This window comes from Sphingomonas faeni (assembly GCF_040407505.1).
GTDB classification, from domain to species: domain Bacteria; phylum Pseudomonadota; class Alphaproteobacteria; order Sphingomonadales; family Sphingomonadaceae; genus Sphingomonas; species Sphingomonas faeni_E.
In genome coordinates this window covers 1-17,713 of record NZ_JAPZPQ010000002.1, presented here as the reverse complement: position 1 = coordinate 17,713, position 17,713 = coordinate 1, and the positions used below count along the sequence as shown (strand labels likewise).

At 63.0% G+C, this 17,713-nt stretch carries 17 protein-coding genes and 1 tRNA gene; 11 read left to right on the top strand and 7 right to left on the bottom strand.

Going from position 1 to position 17,713, the window contains the following annotated elements:
• Window positions 1-249: 249 nt before the first annotated feature.
• Window positions 250-1,005 (top strand): AAA family ATPase, encoded by a 756-nt coding sequence (locus O6X71_RS06635; RefSeq protein ID WP_353465857.1) that lies wholly within the window; start codon window positions 250-252, stop codon window positions 1,003-1,005.
• Here O6X71_RS06635 and rhuM read toward each other — a convergent pair.
• Window positions 926-1,507 (bottom strand): RhuM family protein, encoded by a 582-nt coding sequence (rhuM, locus tag O6X71_RS06630; protein ID WP_353465105.1) that lies wholly within the window; start codon window positions 1,505-1,507, stop codon window positions 926-928. The two genes, O6X71_RS06635 and rhuM, sit on opposite strands and share 80 nt — an antisense overlap.
• Before the next feature lie 577 nt (window positions 1,508-2,084).
• Window positions 2,085-2,158: transfer RNA gene (locus tag O6X71_RS06625), tRNA-Gln, on the bottom strand.
• Between the two features lie 185 nt (window positions 2,159-2,343).
• On the opposite strand from O6X71_RS06625, the gene O6X71_RS06620 reads away from it, so the two are divergent.
• Window positions 2,344-3,387 carry a Ppx/GppA phosphatase family protein gene (locus tag O6X71_RS06620; protein ID WP_056487964.1) on the top strand — a complete coding sequence of 348 codons (1,044 nt, stop codon included), beginning with the start codon at window positions 2,344-2,346 and terminating at the stop codon, window positions 3,385-3,387.
• A complete protein-coding gene (locus O6X71_RS06615) occupies window positions 3,384-4,055 on the top strand; it encodes an RlmE family RNA methyltransferase (RefSeq protein WP_093398175.1) in 672 nt (223 codons plus the stop codon). Before O6X71_RS06620 ends, O6X71_RS06615 begins: the two co-directional genes overlap by 4 nt.
• 418 nt (window positions 4,056-4,473) lie before the next feature.
• Here the strand turns inward: O6X71_RS06615 and rpoZ are convergent, their stop codons facing one another.
• Window positions 4,474-4,818: a DNA-directed RNA polymerase subunit omega gene (rpoZ, locus tag O6X71_RS06610; protein WP_353465104.1), complete on the bottom strand. Its 345-nt coding sequence runs from the start codon at window positions 4,816-4,818 to the stop codon at window positions 4,474-4,476.
• Window positions 4,819-4,936: 118 nt separating this feature from the next.
• On the opposite strand from rpoZ, the gene O6X71_RS06605 reads away from it, so the two are divergent.
• Entirely contained in the window at window positions 4,937-6,097 is a 1,161-nt protein-coding gene (locus tag O6X71_RS06605; RefSeq protein ID WP_353465103.1) for a phospholipase D-like domain-containing protein, read from the top strand.
• 284 nt (window positions 6,098-6,381) lie between these two features.
• On the opposite strand, the gene O6X71_RS06600 is transcribed toward O6X71_RS06605, so the two are convergent.
• Entirely contained in the window at window positions 6,382-6,996 is a 615-nt protein-coding gene (locus O6X71_RS06600; protein ID WP_136188766.1) for a class I SAM-dependent methyltransferase, read from the bottom strand.
• A gap of 181 nt (window positions 6,997-7,177) precedes the next feature.
• Between O6X71_RS06600 and O6X71_RS06595 the strand changes: the two genes are divergently transcribed.
• The 3 genes from O6X71_RS06595 (at window position 7,178) to O6X71_RS06585 (ending at window position 10,030) form a co-directional block, all read left to right on the top strand.
• Window positions 7,178-7,501, top strand: coding sequence for an antibiotic biosynthesis monooxygenase (locus O6X71_RS06595; RefSeq protein WP_353465102.1), 324 nt, complete (start codon window positions 7,178-7,180; stop codon window positions 7,499-7,501).
• Entirely contained in the window at window positions 7,498-8,805 is a 1,308-nt protein-coding gene (locus O6X71_RS06590) for an MFS transporter (RefSeq protein WP_353465101.1), read from the top strand. The genes O6X71_RS06595 and O6X71_RS06590 overlap by 4 nt, the downstream gene beginning before the upstream one ends.
• A 220-nt stretch (window positions 8,806-9,025) precedes the next feature.
• Complete coding sequence (locus O6X71_RS06585; RefSeq protein ID WP_353465100.1) at window positions 9,026-10,030, top strand: DUF3644 domain-containing protein; 1,005 nt, start codon at window positions 9,026-9,028, stop codon at window positions 10,028-10,030.
• Between the two features lie 38 nt (window positions 10,031-10,068).
• On the opposite strand, the gene O6X71_RS06580 is transcribed toward O6X71_RS06585, so the two are convergent.
• The gene (locus O6X71_RS06580; protein WP_353465098.1) at window positions 10,069-12,342 is read right to left on the bottom strand and encodes a CDC48 family AAA ATPase; all 2,274 of its coding nucleotides are present in this window, start codon (window positions 12,340-12,342) and stop codon (window positions 10,069-10,071) included.
• A 265-nt stretch (window positions 12,343-12,607) separates the two neighbouring features.
• Between O6X71_RS06580 and O6X71_RS06575 the strand changes: the two genes are divergently transcribed.
• Both O6X71_RS06575 and O6X71_RS06570 read left to right on the top strand, forming a co-directional pair.
• Window positions 12,608-13,492, top strand: a complete 885-nt coding sequence (locus O6X71_RS06575) for a LysR substrate-binding domain-containing protein (RefSeq protein WP_353465096.1) — start codon at window positions 12,608-12,610, stop codon at window positions 13,490-13,492.
• 102 nt (window positions 13,493-13,594) lie between these two features.
• Window positions 13,595-14,119 carry a hypothetical protein gene (locus O6X71_RS06570; protein WP_353465095.1) on the top strand — a complete coding sequence of 175 codons (525 nt, stop codon included), beginning with the start codon at window positions 13,595-13,597 and terminating at the stop codon, window positions 14,117-14,119.
• A 57-nt stretch (window positions 14,120-14,176) separates the two neighbouring features.
• Here O6X71_RS06570 and O6X71_RS06565 read toward each other — a convergent pair whose 3' ends face one another.
• Window positions 14,177-14,635: a peptidylprolyl isomerase gene (locus O6X71_RS06565; RefSeq protein ID WP_353465094.1), complete on the bottom strand. Its 459-nt coding sequence runs from the start codon at window positions 14,633-14,635 to the stop codon at window positions 14,177-14,179.
• A 108-nt stretch (window positions 14,636-14,743) separates the two neighbouring features.
• Here O6X71_RS06565 and mgtE point away from each other — a divergent pair, with 108 nt between their 5' ends.
• Together mgtE and O6X71_RS06555 are read left to right on the top strand one after the other, a co-directional pair.
• Window positions 14,744-16,153: a magnesium transporter gene (gene mgtE / locus O6X71_RS06560; RefSeq protein WP_353465092.1), complete on the top strand. Its 1,410-nt coding sequence runs from the start codon at window positions 14,744-14,746 to the stop codon at window positions 16,151-16,153.
• A gap of 31 nt (window positions 16,154-16,184) precedes the next feature.
• A complete protein-coding gene (locus O6X71_RS06555) occupies window positions 16,185-16,589 on the top strand; it encodes a DUF1489 family protein (RefSeq protein ID WP_353465091.1) in 405 nt (134 codons plus the stop codon).
• A gap of 121 nt (window positions 16,590-16,710) precedes the next feature.
• Here O6X71_RS06555 and O6X71_RS06550 read toward each other — a convergent pair whose 3' ends face one another.
• On the bottom strand, window positions 16,711-17,430 hold the full coding sequence (locus O6X71_RS06550; protein WP_353465090.1) for a GIN domain-containing protein: 720 nt from the start codon (window positions 17,428-17,430) through the stop codon (window positions 16,711-16,713).
• Window positions 17,431-17,713: the final 283 nt, after the last annotated feature.

Here is a 17,713-nt window from a genome sequence, read left to right as displayed (position 1 = left end):
GACCTGACCATCCCAACCGTACCCCGAAGGACGATTTCGGTCCTCCCTCGGGGTGCGAGCAAAGTAATGCCCGGGCTTATTCGGCCAAAAAGGCGACGGCCTTAGCCAGTTCCATGCTGGACGGAAACTCAGCCGCGAGCCTGTTGTAACAACTCGGGGAAATCATTCAGGCGACGGCAATGCATTCTCGACAAGATAAGGCTCCCGTAGCGCTCGCGACCGTATCCGACCGTCCGCCTACCGAGCAGCATCTCACCAAGCTCATCTCAATTCGACCAGGCATTATTACAAGCAGTTGACGCGATTATTGAGGAATGGGCCTATTTCGATACACCGACCGAGCTCGACATCGTTCCGTCGAAAACTTGCCTTATCTACAGAGCGCCCGGCACGGGCAAAAACAGTTTGGCGTTGTGGATAGCCCATGAACTCGGGCTGCCCGTCGTTATTGCGAAGTTGGATGGCCTGGTATCGTCATCTCTCGGAGCCCCTGCGCGTAATATTGGCAATCTCTTTAACTTTGCCAACCGATATGACTGCATCCTGCTGATCGATGAGTTCGATGCCATCGCGAAGGTTCGTGATGATCCACAAGGCTCCGGCGAGATCAAGCGCGTCGTCAACGTGGTCCTTCAAAACCTTGATGCTCGTCGTTACGTCGGCTTCACGATCGGCATTACAAATCACTCGAGATTGCTGGACAAGGCTGTTTGGCGAGGGTTCGAAGCACAACTCGATATACCGAAGCCCGATTTTGATCTGCCCAAGTTGCTTGCGGCCCGCCCCGTGCGACCCGTGGAAGCGCTAGACAGTCACCTACAACTCATCACGTGGTTCACCGACGATGCCACCGGCGGCGTACGCGGCGTACGACGCCGCGCCGTGACGGTCGGATCAAGCGTAGCGGCGAGGGCTCCGAGCAAGCTCACGTACGTCGCGACGAATTCGTGGTGGCCCCGGAATTCGCGACCGCGAGGCTGCAGCACAGCACCATCGCAGGCGTAAGGCCTTCCAGGCAGCGCGTCGTGGAACCGTGAGCCTTCACTCCATTCAGCGGCCTTCCGTCGACCTCCTTGGGTTCCTTCCCGGTCCACCAGGCCTGATGGGTCCTGGGGTATTTAGAAGTCGCGCGACTGCGTTGAGGCAAGGTCGTAGTGCTGACACATCGCACAAATCTTCCGAAGCTCGCGATATACGTTAGATTCGTCGGCCCTAATTTCGCGAACGATCTCGCGAAGTTCTGCAATTCGGTCACCGCTATCGGCGCCCTTAAGCCGGGTTTATCAACGACGAACCCCTTCGTTGCAAACTGAACGAGCTTGTCGGTCGCCCAACGCCGAAACATCGTGGCCTGCTTCGGCGACACTCGGTAGCCGACCGAAATTATCATATTTAAGCAGTAATGCTCGATCAGGCGAACGACCCGCCTTGCGCCCTTGAGTCGAACTATTTCAATTTCTGTAAGGGTTGCCGCTCGCTCTGGCTCGCCCTCTTCATAGATGTTCACGATGTGCGGGAGATCGACGCTACGGTAACGCCGAACAGGTCGGCGGCCTACGCTGGGGTCATCCAAAGCGCCTCGCCGGAATCGTAGATCAAAAACCGGCGGCCGTTGTCTCCGTCTTCGAGCAGATGGACCGGCGTCGAATCGCTCATTTGTTTTCCCTAAGCGTATAGAACGCCTGTGGAACACCGGCGGCGTCGCTGCCAGCCATTCGACTTACTCGAGCGCTATCCCCGCGACGCAATCACCGGCTCAGCGCTCTGCCTTGGCGGCAGCGTTGACGACCGCCCGTGCCGCGGTGTCCTCAGTTGCATCTGCCATTGATTCCCAAGTGGCCGCTGAGCGCTCGTGCATTTCCCGCCGATTTGCGAGTGTCGTTTTCTCAGCAGCTTCGCGTTGGGCGGCCGCGTTGGCTCGGTAGGTTTCGGCGGGGGTCATTCATCTCTTCCACGATCGGCATTCGCAAACGCTCGCTCGCGTTCGCCACCAACTCGAAACCAAAAGAGGGACCAAATGTGGGAACGCCCGTGCGCAAAACGGGACAACATCCCGCCTTGTCAGCAACTTAGGCAGGAAGCGCTGGATGCCCCGTGAGGATTCGAACCTCAATAGGCGGTATCAGAAACCGCAGTCTTACCATTAGACGACGGGGCATCAGCGAGGGCGGGCTCTACGGGGGGCCGCCAAGGCTGTCAACGCCAAGATGATGCCGTTCCGCCACTTCGCTTGCGTAATCGCGGCGCCGCGCTACATTCGTGTCCAAGCACCGGGCGGGTATTTTCCCGCGGCGGCAGACATAGATAGCGAGTTTTACGGCGATGGGGGATGTTTCCGCCCGAATGCCGTTCCGGCAGGATGGTCCTGCCCGTCCGGCGGCGACTCGGCCCTCTCGTGGGCGGTGGGCCGATGCGCAGGCGTTTGCCGCGCTGGATCTGGGCACCAACAATTGCAGACTGCTGATCGCACGGCCGCAGGCTGGCGGCTTCGCGGTGATCGATGCGTTCTCGCGAATCGTCCGGCTGGGCGAGGGATTGGCCTCGACCGGCAAGCTGAGCGATGCGGCGATCGAGCGGACGATCGCGGCGCTGCGCGTGTGTTCGGACAAACTTCAGCGGCGCAACGTCACGCTGGCGCGATCGGTAGCGACGGAGGCGTGTCGGCAGGCGTCGAACGGGCCTGCGTTCATCGCGCGCGCGCTGGCCGAGACGGGCATCCATCTCGACATCATTTCCGCCGAGGAAGAGGCGCGGCTGGCGGTGCTCGGCTGCCATGCGCTGATCGAGCCGGGGGAGGACCCTGCGCTGGTGTTCGATATCGGTGGCGGGTCTACCGAGCTCGTGCTGGTCGATACCTCGACGCCGATACCGACCGTGCTCGACTGGCATTCGGCGCCGTGGGGCGTGGTCTCGCTGACCGAGCATGCCGGCGGCGGTGAGGGCGAAGGCGGCCGTCGTGCCGCGTATGCGAAGATGCGTCAGGTCGTTGCCGACAGTTTCGCGGGGTTTGCAGCCCGCCTGCCCCGGCATATCGAGCGGCCGCGTTTGCTCGGCACCAGCGGCACGGTGACGACGCTCGGCAGCGTGCATCTTGGGCTCAGCCATTACGACCGCTCGGTGGTCGATGGGCTGATCGTGCCCGCCTCGGCGATGCGCAAGATCAGCGCCGACCTTTCCCACATGTCGATCACGGAGCGCGCCAAGCTGCCGTGCATCGGCAACGAGCGCGCCGACCTGGTGGTCGCGGGCTGTGCTATTCTGGAGACGATCATGGATCTATGGCCCGCCGAAAGACTCGGCATCGCCGACCGCGGCATTCGCGAGGGTATCCTCCGCGGACTAATGGGTTCGCCGAAGCCTGGCAAAGCCACGGGAGCGGTCGCATGAGCCGCGGTGGTTCCGGCGGGCATGTCCGCGTGCTCACCGCGCGCAAGCGGACCGCGCAGTCGACGCGCTGGCTCGAGCGGCAGCTGAACGATCCCTATGTAAAGCGCGCCAAAGCCGACGGCTATCGCAGCCGGGCGGCGTACAAGCTGATCGAACTGGACGAGCGGTTCGAACTGATCCGCGGCTCGAAGCGCGTGGTCGATCTCGGCCTCGCACCGGGCGGCTGGGCGCAGGTGATCCGGCGGCGGATACCCAAGGCGACTGTCGTCGGCATCGACCTGCTCCCGGTCGATCCGATCGAGGGCGTGACGATCTTCGAAATGGATTTCCTCGACGATGCCGCGCCGGGCAAGCTGATCGAAGCATTGGGCGGCGCGCCGGACCTGGTGCTGTCGGACATGGCGGCGAACACGGTCGGGCATCCGCAGACCGATGCGTTGCGGACGATGGCGCTGGTCGAGACGGCGCTGCACTTTGCGTGCGAGGTGCTGGAGCCGGGCGGGACGTTCGTATCGAAGGTGTTCGCGGGCGGTGCGGATTCGGAGCTGGTCGCGGAGATGAAGCGGAACTTCAAGACGGTGAAGCATGCCAAGCCGCCGGCTAGCCGGAAGGGGTCGGTCGAATGGTTCGTGGTGGCACAGGGGTTTAAAGGCCGAGACCCGAAATAGCAGAGCTATTTCGGACCAGTCGAAAGCCTGGCCAGCGTCGCGTAGCAACGGCTGACGACGCGGCTTCGCCGCGGCGCCCTACCTTAGGATGGTCGCAAACAATCCGGCTGGAATGCATCATAAGCATGTTTCCCCGCGAAGGCGGAGATCCAGACTGGGCTCCCGCCTTCGCGGGAGAACAATCAGGCCGTGGGTCGGCGGTCTTCCTGAAGCGCGTGCCCTCACCCTTCCCACGGCAAGCACCGCGGGGCCCTTCCCTCCCCCTTCAGGGAGAGGGAATATAGAAAAAGCCCGCGGACCTCTTCAGTCTGCGGGCTTTTCTATTTCGCGCCGCGGCAAAGCCGCGTCGTCGGTCGGGCCATGCCCGCCGGCCGGGGTTTCGGCCTAGACACGGATTAGCTTTTGCTAATCCGCTGCCTCACCCCTCGTAATCCGCCCCGAGATTCTGGTTCCGCGGCGGCGCAGCAGCGGTAAGACGCAGTGCCTCGGCCGATGCAGCCAGGCTGCCGACGGCATCGACCTCGTCGTCGTCGTCGACGCGAACCTTTTGCAGGCCCTGGATGACCTGTTCCTTGAGATGCGCCGACTTGACGTTCTCGTCGGCGATCTCGCGTAGCGCGACGACCGGGTTCTTGTCGCGGTCGCGGTCGAGCGTCAGTTCGGCGCCGCCCGAGATCTGGCGCGCACGCTGGGCCGCGAACAACACCAGGTCGAACCGGTTGGGGATCTTGTCGACACAATCCTCGACGGTAACGCGCGCCATGCGGCTTCCTTCGTAACAACGATAGAATGAGAATGCGTCGCCTACGGGGAGTGGCCTGCAAAGTCAAGAATTGCACCTTGGCTTGCCTCAGGTGCCCGCCATGTCCATCAGGCTGCCCATGGAAGATCCCGCAGACCAGCCGACTTTCAGCGTCGACGGCAACCAAATGACGCTGCTCGATACCGGCCCCCGCCGGCTGGACGCGGTGCTCGCGCTGATCGACGGCGCCGAGCGAACCCTGCGCATCCTCTATTACATCTACGCCGACGACGAGTCCGGAAAGCGCGTCAACGCCGCGCTCATTGCCGCCGCCAGACGCGGGGTCGAGGTCGCGCTGATCGTCGACGGGTTCGGTAGCGACGATGCCCCACACGCCTTTTTCGAGCCGCTCGAAGCCGCCAACGTGTCGGTATGCCGGTTCTCCGCACGGTTCGGCCGCCGTTATCTGCTCCGCAACCACCAGAAGCTCGCGCTTGCCGACGAAACGCGGATCATCATCGGCGGCTTCAACATTGAGGACGATTATTTCGGCACCGCCGCCGAGCAGGCGTGGCGCGACCTGGGATTGCTGGTCAAGGGTCCGGCGGCAGGGCGGCTGGCCGGCTATTTCGACGCGCTGAAGGACTGGATCCATGAACCCAAGGGCAAGCTGCGTCATCTGAACGCTGCGCTATCGCACTGGAGCGAGACCAAGGGCGCGACCCGCTGGCTGATCGGTGGACCGACGCGGAAGCTGTCGCCCTGGGCACGTGCGGTGCGCGACGACATGCGGCGCGGGCGGCGGATCGACATCATCGCCGGGTATTTCACGCCTAGCCCCGCGCTGCTGCGTCGGCTCGATAAGGCCGGGCGGCGGCAGGCCGAGGTCCGGGTCGTCACGGCCAGCAAATCCGACAACAATGCGACGATTGCTGCTGCGCGCTTCACCTATGCGGGGTTGTTGCGCAAGGGCGTGCGGCTGTTCGAATACCAACCGACCAAGCTGCACACGAAGCTCTACGTGATCGACGATGCAGTCCATATCGGCTCGGCGAACTTCGACATGCGCAGCCTGTTCATCAACCTCGAACTCATGCTGCGGATCGAGGATGCGGCGTTCGCGGCACATGTCCGGGGGTATATCGACGGCGAAGTGGCGAAGTCGGTCGAGGTGACCAAGGAACTCTATCAGGCGAACATCGGTTGGGTGCAGCGTATCAAGCAGCTCGGAGCGTATTTCGTGGTGGCGGTGGTCGACCCGAGCTTGTCGCGCGGGCTGAACTTCGGGATCGACGAGTAGGGGGTCGGGGGCCGAGGGCCTGGAGCATATCCTCTTCCGTCATCCTGACGAAAGTCGGGACCCAGGGTCGAGAACGCCATCCTTATTGGCTCTGGGTCCTGACTTCGTCAGGATGACGGAGGGGATTTGGGCGAGGTTTCCATTTACCTGGCTTGGAGCAACACCAGCGCCGACGGCAAAGCCGCCGTCGGACGGGTTCGGCTAGTTCCAGCCGACCCGCCGTCCGGGCCTGAAGCTGTGCGGCGCTTTGCTTGCGCATCAACGCGGGCGTGGCCGCGCCTGCTTCAGTCCTTCCACGCCCAATACAGTTGCGCCGGCGGCACGTTCCACCACTCCATGTCGTGATCGATCGACTCGAAATGCGGCGTCAGGAAGTCCTTCACCTTGGGCGAGAACTGATAGACCAAGAACGCACCGCCGGTCCGCAGCACCGAGTGCGTCGCGGTCGCGATCGCCGGGCCGACACCAGGCGGCAATGTGGAAAAAGGAAGCCCGGACAGCACGTAGTCCGCTTTTTCGAAACCATGGTCGGCGACGATGGTCTCGACCTCGTCCGCCGACCCCAGCACCGCGAAGAAGCGTGGGTCGGTGATCGTGTGGCGCAGATACTGGATGAATTCGGGGTTCGTATCGATCACCACCAGCTTGGCGTCGGACGCCATCCGGTCGAGGATCGGGCGACAGAACGTGCCGACGCCTGGGCCGTATTCGACGAACAGCTTGCAGTTCGCCCAGTCGACGGGCCCCAGCATCTTGCGGATCAGCTTGTCCGACGACGGCACGATCGAGCCAACCATCACCGGGTGTTTCAGGAACCCTGAAAAGAACATCTGCCACGGGGACGGCACGCCGGCTGGTCGGCTGCGTGCGCGCCGGGTGGCGGTGGTCGAACTGGGCATCGCGTTCCTTACGGTCAGGGGTCCCGCACGCTGGCGAGGCTTTGGCCCTCCCGTCGCACGAATTCCGAACGCGTTTCAAGGGCCGCAGGTTGCATCGGGCGACGAACCGAAGCGGAAGTCGTGCTGCGCCAAGTGGTTCTGGCAGCTTTGCCAAGCGTACGGCATCGCTTAAGCACGGATCATGAACGACGATCGGGCAGGACAGATTGCAGTTATTTTCGTGTCGATCCGTAACGACGCGGACGCCGCAGGTTATGGCGAGGCCGCCGTGGCCATGGACGCGCTAGCCGCAGCTCAGCCTGGCTATCGCGGTGTCGACAGCGCGCGCGAGGTGGGCGGCATGGGGATCACGGTCAGTTATTGGGCGGACGACGCCGCGGCGATCGCCTGGCGCGACCATCCCGAGCACACTGCGATTCGCGAGCGCGGGCGGGCGCTGTGGTACGACAGCTATTCGGTCAACGTCGCGCGGATCGAGCGCGCCTATGAGTGGCGACGGCCATGATAGGTTCCGCGACCGAAGGCCCGAAGATCGACCGCCGCTTCGCGCTGATGTTCCTCGTGATGCTCACGATCGCGGCGGGAAATACCGCACTGCAATCGGTCCTGCCTGCACTCGGGCGGTCGCTCGGGGTCGCCGACAGCGCAGTGGCGGCGGCGTTCTCGGTCTCCGCTCTGCTGTGGGTGATCGCCGCGCCGTTCTGGGCGAACCGGTCGGACAAGCACGGCCGGCGCGCGATGATCCTGCTCGGCGTCGGCGGGTTCAGCGTGTCGCTGACCTTGTGCGGCGTGTTCCTGCTTGCCGGGATCAACGCCTGGATCGGCGGCACGACCGCGTTCCTGTGTTTCATCGGTGGCCGACTGATCTACGGCACGTTCGGTGCGGCGGCCCCGCCGGCGGTTCAGGCGCTCGTGGCTGGCGAGACGACCCGCGAGGAGCGGACCAAGGCGCTGACATTGCTCGCCTCGGCGTTTGGGCTTGGCACCATCCTGGGGCCGGCGATCGCGCCGTACCTAATCCTCGGCTCGATCGGCGGAGTCGAGATCGGGCTCGCAGGCCCGGCGTTCCTGTTCGCGGTATTCGGGGTGGCGGTGTGGATCACGGTGCGGCGGATGCTGCCCGACGACAAGATCGTCGCTCCGCACGAAACGCACGGTGCGAGTTCCGCCTATCCCTCGATCGGCGGCGCGCCAACCGGCGCTTCGGTCGCCGCCGCGACCGGATCGCATGTCGAGCATGTCGGCTACACCGATCCCCGCATCCGCGCGTGGATGATCGCCGGGCTGGTGATGGGCCACGCGCAGGCGATGACGGGGCAGGCGATCGGCTTCCTCGTGATCGACCGCCTCCACCTCGCCCCTGCCCTCGCGCTGGAGCCGACCGGCATCGTGCTGATGATGGGCGCAGGCGCCGCGCTGCTCGCGCAATGGGGCATCATCCCGCGCCTCAACATGACCCCGCGGCAACTCGTCTTGACCGGACTGGTGCTCGCCGCGGCCGGCACCGCCCTGACCGGGATCGCGACGTCGCTCTACACGATCGCGACCGCCTATGCGCTGGCAAGTCTCGGCTTCGGCTTTACGCGACCGGGGTTTACGGCGGGATCCTCGCTGGCCGTCGGGGCGAACGCGCAAGGCTCGGTGGCGGGAAAGGTGACGTCGATTAACGGCGCGAGCTTCGTGCTGGGGCCGTCGATCGGGGTCGGCCTGTACGAAGCACAGCACTCCCTCCCCTATCTGGTCGCGGGCGCGGCCTGTGTAGTGATGATCGCCTATGCCTGGATTTCGCTGAAGGACGCCAAAGGTTAGGATAAGGTTACACCAAGGACGGCTACTTCAAGGATCGTTTCGTTATCGAAACGAAGTCTTTTTAGTTGAGAGGCTTTGGCTATCGTTAGCCATAACGTCGCAAAATGGGACGGCTAAAACCCTATAGGCTAGTTTCTCACGACCATTCACATTGTTCGGCAACTCAGGCTTGGATAGCGTAGCGCTTGGGGAGTCCTGCCGCTTGCGATCATCGAAATATATGCGGTTAGTAACGAAGTCGCGAGAAGCGTGTCTATCGGCCGTGGAGACTTACAACCGGGCATCTGCGATGTACCGGGAGGAAACATTCGCAATCCTGATGATCAATGCCTGGGAGCTTTTGCTCAAGGCACGGATCATGCGCGAAAACGGTGGGAAGGCGTCCTCCCTGTACGAGTTCAGACATAGGAGGAAAAAAGACGGCAATGCGAGCAAACTGAAGGAAATCAAGAAAACTCGCTGCGGCGCGCCAATGACGATCGGCCTAGACCGCGCCTGCAACTTGGTCGCTGGATACACTCGAGACAGGGTCGATCAATCCTGCATAGCGAACATCGATGCACTTCTCGAAATACGAGACAGCGCCACGCACTTCGTAGCGCCCGACGCTTTGCTCAAGAAGACCCTCACCGAGATATCACTCGCGTCGGTGCGCAACTACGTAATTGCTGCGCAGCAGTGGTTCGGCGTCACTTTTAGCGATCTCAATATCGCATCGATTCCCCTCTCGTTCGATCTCGATCAGAAGGAAGTTGAGGCCGTTGCTCGCAAATCGTCAAATGCGGTAGTCCGCTTCCTGACACACATGGAAATCCTACGAATAAAAGCTATCGCCGATGAATCCGACTTTGCATTCTCTGTTCGGGTAAATTTCGACCTTATCAAGAACAAGGACGACACCGCGATCAAGGCCGCTATTGTAAATGCGGATCCCGATCTAACTATATCGGTAGAGAGTGATAAAGTGCCAGCAGGCTTCGACTGGACCTACCAGATCCTTCTCTCAAAGCTGACAGAACGATATTCAGATCTGAAGCAGAATCCCGCTTTTCACGCGATAATGACGCCGCTCAGGGCGAACAGCAAATTCTGTTACCATCGCTACCTCAATCCAACGACGAAATCAGGAGGTAAAAAGGCCTTCTTCAGCCCGAACGTAATCAAAGAATTTGACGCACACTACACTCGGAAGCCGCCGACGCTATTCGAGCCGGCTGAGACATAAGAGTCCTTCCTCTCCCCGGAGGGAGAAGAAGGCCATGCTCAGTCGTCCGCCTTGCTGGGGAACGCGAAGCCCAGGGGCTGGATGGCCGTCGCGTCCTGCTTCAGGCGGGCGGCCATCTGTTCGTATTCGCGTTCCGTCTCTGGCGTGACGCTGGCGCGCGACTCCTTCAGCGCGCCTTCGAAGTCGGCCATCGTCACATCGGTCGAGTCGATCGAGCGGCGTAACGCGACCAAGCCTGCGCGGCGGACGACGTCTTCCAGATCCGCACCCGAGAAACGGTCGGTGCGGTCCGCGAGACGATCGAGATCCACGTCCGACGCCAGCGGCATCTTCTGGGTCTGGATGCCGAGGATGCGGCGGCGGCCGGCCTTGTCGGGGACGCCGACATAGACGAGTTCGTCGAACCGGCCGGGACGCAGCAACGCGGGGTCGATCAGGTTGGGCCGGTTGGTCGCGCCAATCACGACGACCGACTGCAACTCCTCCAACCCGTCCATCTCGGCGAGGATCGTGTTGACGACGCGTTCGGTCACCTGTGGTTCGCCCGCGCCAGAACCCCGCGCAGGCACCAGCGAATCGAGCTCATCGATGAAGATCACGCACGGCGCGACCTGGCGTGCGCGCTGGAACAGGCGGGCGATCTGCTGTTCGCTTTCGCCGTACCATTTGCTCAGCAGGTCGGACGATTTGGTGGCGATGAAGTTCGCTTCCGCCTCACGGGCGACCGCCTTCGCCAGCAAGGTCTTGCCGGTACCGGGGGGGCCGTAGAGCAGGAAGCCCTTGGCCGGCCGGATGCCGAGTCGGCGGAACGCGTCGGGGTTCTTGAGCGGGAGTTCGACGCCCTCCTTCAGCCGCATCTGCGCATCGTCGAGACCGCCGACATCGGCCCAGCGCACGGTCGGCGCCTGCACCATGACTTCGCGCATCGCCGACGGCTGGACACGTTTGAGCGCGCCAAGGAAATCCTCGCGCGTGACCGACAATTCGTCGAGCACTTCGGGCGGGATCGTCCGCTCCTCGAGATTGAGCTTCGGCATGATTCGACGCACCGCCTCGATCGCCGCCTCGCGGGTCAGCGCGGCGAGATCGGCACCGACGAAGCCGTAGGTGGTACGCGACAGCTCGTCGAGGTCCACCCGGTCGCCGAGCGGCATGCCACGCGTGTGGATGCCGAGGATCTCGCGACGGCCGCGCTCGTCCGGCACGCCGACGACGATCTCGCGGTCGAACCGGCCCGGACGCCGCAGCGCTTCGTCGATCGCCTCGGGACGGTTGGTGGCGGCGATCACGACGAGGTTCGCGCGCGATTCGATGCCGTCCATCAGCGTCAGCAACTGCGCAACGAGGCGCTTTTCCGCCTCGCCCGAGACCTGGCCGCGCTTGGGCGCGATCGAATCGATCTCGTCGATGAAGACGATCGACGGCGCTGCCTTCGCCGCTTCCTCGAAGACCTCGCGGAGGCGCGACTCGGACTCGCCGTACGCCGAGCCCATGATCTCGGGGCCGTTGATCAGGAAGAACTGCGCGTCGGATTCGTTCGCGACGGCGCGTGCGAGACGCGTCTTGCCGGTGCCGGGAGGGCCGTGCAGCAACACGCCCTTGGGTGGATCGACGCCAAGCCGCTGGAACAGTTCGGGGTAACGCAGCGGCAGTTCGACCATCTCGCGTAACTGGTCGATCGTCTGCGCCATGCCGCCGATATCGTCGTAGGTGACGTCGGCGCGGCGGGCGGCCTGCGGCTCCTCGTACTCGGAGCGGAGTTCGATCTCGGTATTCTCGTCGATGTGCACCACGCCCTTTGGGCTGGCGGCGATCACCGCGAGGCGGATCTCCTGGAGCGCGTAGGCCGGCGCGTTCATGAACTGCTGGACGCCCGGCGGCATGTCACCGACGCGCTGATGCCCCGCAGTCGCGACGATATCACCCTGGCAGATCGGCCGGCCGAGGAAGGTTCGCTTGAGTGCGTTGGTCGAGCCCTGGAGGCGGAGGTTCTGCTGTGCGGGGGCGAAGACGACGCGCGTCGCCGGCTTCGACTCGGCTTTCCGCACCTCAACGAAATCACCCGAGCCGACGCCGGCATTGGCGCGCTGGAGCCCGTCGAGGCGGAGGATGTCGAGACCCTCGTCTTCCGGATACGGGCCGACGGCGCGCGCAGGCGTGTTCTGCTTGCCGAGTATCTCGATTACGTCGCCCTCGCCGATGCCGAGCGTCGCCATCAGCGCGCGCGGCAAGTGCGCCAGGCCGCGGCCGCTGTCTTCGGGACGCGCGTTGGCGACCTGAATTTTGCGCGTGGGGATTTCGCTATCGGCCATGTCGACTCCATTCGATCTCGTAGCATCCGAGATAGGGGGCCGGTTCCAACCTTGTCAGGGGTTGAAAACACAAAAAAAGGGCCGGCCAATGAAGGCCAGCCCGTGAAAGTTTTTAGGAGAGGATGCCTGAAAGGCGAGGTCTTTTTGCGTCGAGACAGTTCGTGTTGCAAGTGCGAAGGGATCAGCTACGATTGCGCTAACTGCAATCGCATGCATGAATGCGTCCAGCGGTCATTGTCACACTCGTCGAGTCGAAAGAGGAATCATGCGCAGGCTGCCGCCATTGGGGGCTATCGAGGCGTTCGTGCAGGTCGCGCGGCTGGGGTCGATCAAGGCCGCCGCCGAGGATCTGGCGCTGTCCGCGCCTGCGCTCAGCCGTCGCGTGCAGAGCCTCGAGCGCTTCATCGCCAAGCCGCTGTTCGCGCGGCGGCATCAGGCGATGGTGCTGAATGCGGATGGCGAACGGTTGCTGGCGCAGATCGCACCGGTGCTGGACTCGCTGTCGGACGCAGTTGAATCGCTGACCAGCACAACCGAAGTGCTGCGATTGCGGCTCGGGATCCTGCCGCTCTATGCGTCGCAGAAGCTGTTTCCGCGGCTGGGCGAGTTACGGACGTCGCATCCCGAACTGCATCTCGATATCGATACCGCGGCGCATCTGGTGTCGCGGCTCGGCGATGGGCTCGATGCGGTGATCGCCCTGTCGCGCGAGATCGACCCGGCGTTCTACGCGCGGCGACTCGATCGGAACTCGGTATATGTGATTGGCGCGCGCAGCCTGCTGGAGCGCGCGGACCCGGTCACGCGACCCGAACAGCTGTCGACACTAACGGCGCTGGTCCACCGCGACATGACGGATACGTTCACCGCGTGGCGGACGGCGGCGGGGCTAGACGATATCGAGCCGCTCGCAATCGATCATTTCGATTCGGGCGCGCTGATGCTGGAGGCGGCCGCGCAGGAGCTCGGCGTCGCGTTCATGCATGCGAGCCATTTCGAGGATGCGAACGATCCGCGACTGGTGCGACTGTTCGATATCGAGGTGGAGAGCCCGTACAGCTACTGGTTCGTCTGCCGCCCGCGGGCGCTGCAGACCAAGCCGGTGAAGCTGTTCCACGACTGGCTGATCAAGACGGTCGCCGAAGTCTGATCCCAATGATTATCAAGTTACACCATACCGGATGTAGTCTCCATCGCGATGATCCGTCACTAGACTAGTATCGACTCCTTAAAGAATTTTGGGAGAATCGCGATGGTGATGGACGCAGATAAAGTCGATGGTCAATTGTTTCTTGGCGACAACTTGCCGCCGGACGCAGCAGCCCGTTACCAGCGGGGTAGCGGACAGGAAACCGATTTATGGGGAACTCAGCCGACGTACGAAATCGTCGATCCCGATAATGGCGTGCTCTACGAACGGGTTCTCCTCCTTACGAAGGACCCGACGACCCTACCGCACAGTCGCGCAAAATGCTCCAAATGGGTGAGAATTGGAACAGCGAAGATATGCGTTGGCTGGACGGTCAACTGGCAATGGTATTATGTTCGTGCAGTACTGCGGGTTTCAACCGCCAACCCGATCGACATTAAGGACATTGTCGAGGATTGTTTGCGGGAAGGCGCGATTGCCGCTGCGATCGCTGCGATCATAACTGGAGGCGGTGCGGCGGCCGCGGCCGCTGGCGCCGCGGTCGAGGTTTGCCTCACGCGTAAACTTAGCGATCAGTTGCTGACGGTGACCGTCAAACTCGAACATTTTTGGGGAGAATGGCAATAGGGACGCTAAAGCGACTGACTACCGGGGCGACCCTGAGCCGCCCCGGCAATTCATCCTTTAGGCCGCGCGTGCCTTAACGATCTTGCCTGGCGCCTTTGGGGGCTCACCCTTCGGCAGCGCGTCGATCAAGTCCATCCCGTCGGTGACTTCGCCCCAGACGGTGTACTGCTTGTCTAGGAAGCGGGCGTCGTCGAACACGATGAAGAACTGCGAGTTCGCCGTGTCGGGCTGGTTGGTGCGCGCCATCGAGCACACGCCGCGGACGTGCGGCTCGGCCGAGAATTCCGCCTTGAGGTTGGGCTTGCTCGACCCGCCGGTGCCGTCGCCGCGACCGCCGTCACCGCCCTGCGCCATGAAGCCCGGGATTACGCGGTGGAAGGGGACGCCGTCATAAAAGCCTTCGTTCGCCAGCTCGGCGATGCGCTCGACGTGCTTGGGCGCCAGATCGGGGCGAAACTTGATCGTGACGTCGCCGCCGTCGAGGGTCAGCGTGAGCGTTTCGGGGGTATCGGGCATTCATGGTCTCCTGAATTGATGCGCCGCAGATAGGGAGCCGCGCTTCGACTGGCAAATGCACGCCGGCCGCGTTAGGGCCCAACCGCGCAACTTTTAAGGGAGGCAGCCATGAGCGAACTCGAGCTTCCCGAAGTCGAAACCGAGACCCAGCCCGAAAACCAGCTCGATCGCGACGACCATCTGCGTCCCGAATTCGTGCGGGCCGTGCTCGATGCGGTCGAGAATGGCGACGACGAGAGCGCACGCGCGCTGGTCGAGCCGCTGCATCCGGCCGACATCGCCGATCTGTTCGAGCTGACCCCGCAGGAGGATCGCGCGGCGCTGGCGCGTGCGGTCACCGACCTGCTCGGCGGCGACGTGTTCGCCGAGATGAACGATTACGTCCGCGAGGACCTGATCGACGCGCTCGAGCCGCACCAGGTCGCCGATCTCGCGTCCGAACTTGATACCGACGATGCGGTCGCGATCATCGAGGACATGGACGAGGACGAGCAGCGCGCGGTGCTGCGCGCGCTCGATCCGGACGATCGCGCCGCGATCGAGGAGGCGCTGAGCTACGCCGAGGAGTCCGCCGGCCGCCTCATGCAGCGCGAGCTGATCGCGGTGCCCGAGCATTGGACCGTCGGCGACGCGATCGATTATCTCCGCGGCCATGAGGAGCTGACGACCGATTTCTGGGAGATCTTCGTCGTCGACCCTGCACACAAGCCGATCGGCACGTGCCAACTGTCGTGGATGCTGCGAACGCCGCGCGGGATCGCGATCGCCGACGTGATGAAGCGCGAGCAGACGCTGATCCCGGTCGACATGGACCAGGAGGAGGTCGCGCTCCGCTTCCAGAAATACGCGCTGATCTCCGCCGCGGTCGTGGATCATGGCGGCCGGCTGGTCGGCATGATCACGGTCGACGACATCGTCCACATCATCTCCGAAGAGGCGGGCGAGGATACGCTTCGTCTGGCCGGCGCGGGCGAGGGGGACATCAACGAGCCGATCCGGCTGACGGTGCGGACGCGGTTCACGTGGCTAGTGGTCAATCTCGGTACCGCGATGGTCGCGTCGTCGGTCGTCGGGCTGTTCCAGGGGACGATCGCGAGCTTTGCATTGCTCGCGGTGCTGATGCCGATCGTGTCGGGGATGGGCGGCAACGCGGGCACGCAGACGCTCGCGGTGGTGGTGCGGGCGCTCGCGACCAACCAGCTGACGAGCTCGAACACCGCGCGCATGATCGGCCGCGAATTCCGGATCGCGGCGGCGAACGGCGTGATGCTGGGTGCGCTGATCGGGCTCGGGACCTACGTCATCTTCCACAACCAGAATCTGTCGATCGTGATCGCGGCGGCGATGCTGACCAACAACATCGTTGCAGGCTTGAGCGGCGTGCTGGTGCCGGTGACGCTCGACAAGTTCCGGATCGATCCCGCGGTGTCTTCTGCGGTGTTCGTGACGACGATGACCGACACGATGGGGTTCTTCTCGTTCCTCGGGCTGGCGAGTCTTTGGGGTCTGCACGGTTGATCGGGACAGTTTAGGTCCCATTTCCAACGCCATGCCGCTCCATCTCACCAAAGTCGCGTTCGGCGCGGAAAGCGTCGACCACCTCGCCGAGCGGTTCCGCGTGCGCGGCGAGGAAGGGCCGGTGTTCCTAACCACGCGCTATCTGCCAAAGCGGCACGAGGAAGTGGCTGGTCAGGGTTCGATATTCTGGATCCTCAAACACCAGTTGATCGCCCGGTCGCCGATCCTGGGCTTCGGCGACGCCGAAGAGGGCCGCGTCGCGATCCATATCGACCCGAAGCTTGTCCTCGTCCAGGCGCGGCCCAAGCGCGCCCACCAGGGGTGGCGCTATTTGGAAGGCGCGGACGCCCCGCTTGATTTGGGAGGAGATGCGACCGGCTTGGACGTGATGCCGCCAGCACTGATGACAAAACTTGCGGAATTGGCGCTTATTTAGCGCGGTACCTGGGCTGCAACGAGGCTTCGTCCGGCATTCACTGATCCGTATGTTCAAACGCATGGACTGCCGGACCGGGGAGGTCCGACCGTGCTGGGTAACGCGGCTGAACAGCAACGAATTACGGAGCCGCTACCGCCCTCGGCTTCCAGCAGGTCACCGGCCCTCTAGCGGCCACATCTACGAGGCATTTCGCGTCACCCGTGATCGCTACCGTCCCCAGCCCGCTGTTCGTGACCTGTGCGGTATAGAGCGCCGACGCCTTGGTCTCGCCGACGTCGTCGAGATGAACCGTAAGGTCCTTTACGTCCAACCCTGATGCATCGATCATCCCAGCACCACTGGTGACCCACCGCGCCCGCCCAGCCTTGCCGGCGAGCATCATACTACCTGGCCCGATCATCGTCGCGTTCAGTTGATCGGTATCCGCCGCTACCAGCGCAAGACTGCTACTACCGCTCCCCGTTACGTCTATCCGCATCCCGCGCATTTTCGCGATCTTCAATTGGCCGCCAGCCGCCACACTCGCTGAGATCAACTGCGGAGTAGATAGCGTGACGATGCTCGGACTAGAACTAACGCCGCGTGGCCGTTCGCCCCAACTGCTTGTGTTCTTGCGAACGGACAGCGTCGCCCCGTCGACACGAACCACTACGTCACTATCCGCCCGTGTTCCCGCGATTTTCGCACACGGTAAGCCCATCGTCACATGAACATCGAACGGTCTCTCAACACGAATATGATCGAAACTGCCGATCGACACCGTACGGGCGGTTGTCGGCGTTTGGCCAGCAAGCTGCACCGACCACAGTAGTGACAGCAGGACACAAAGATATCTCATACTCGCAATCCTCATTGCTGAAACGCGCGTTCGCAAGTACGTGCCGCTTTTAGGCGCAACGATTAGCGACTGTGCATTTTGCAACGCATTCCGTATCGCCTAATGTTTCATTCTGGGCTTTCGAGGGCACTGAGGCGCAGGCGTTCGAACGGTTGCGTGCGCTCATCGAGGCGGTGGTGCTGACGCCGGAAGACGGCCATCTCGCCATCGACCTGCGCGGCGAGCTTGCGTCGATGCTGTCGCTATGTGCTGGAGCGGAAACGCAAAAAGCCTCCGCGGGAGA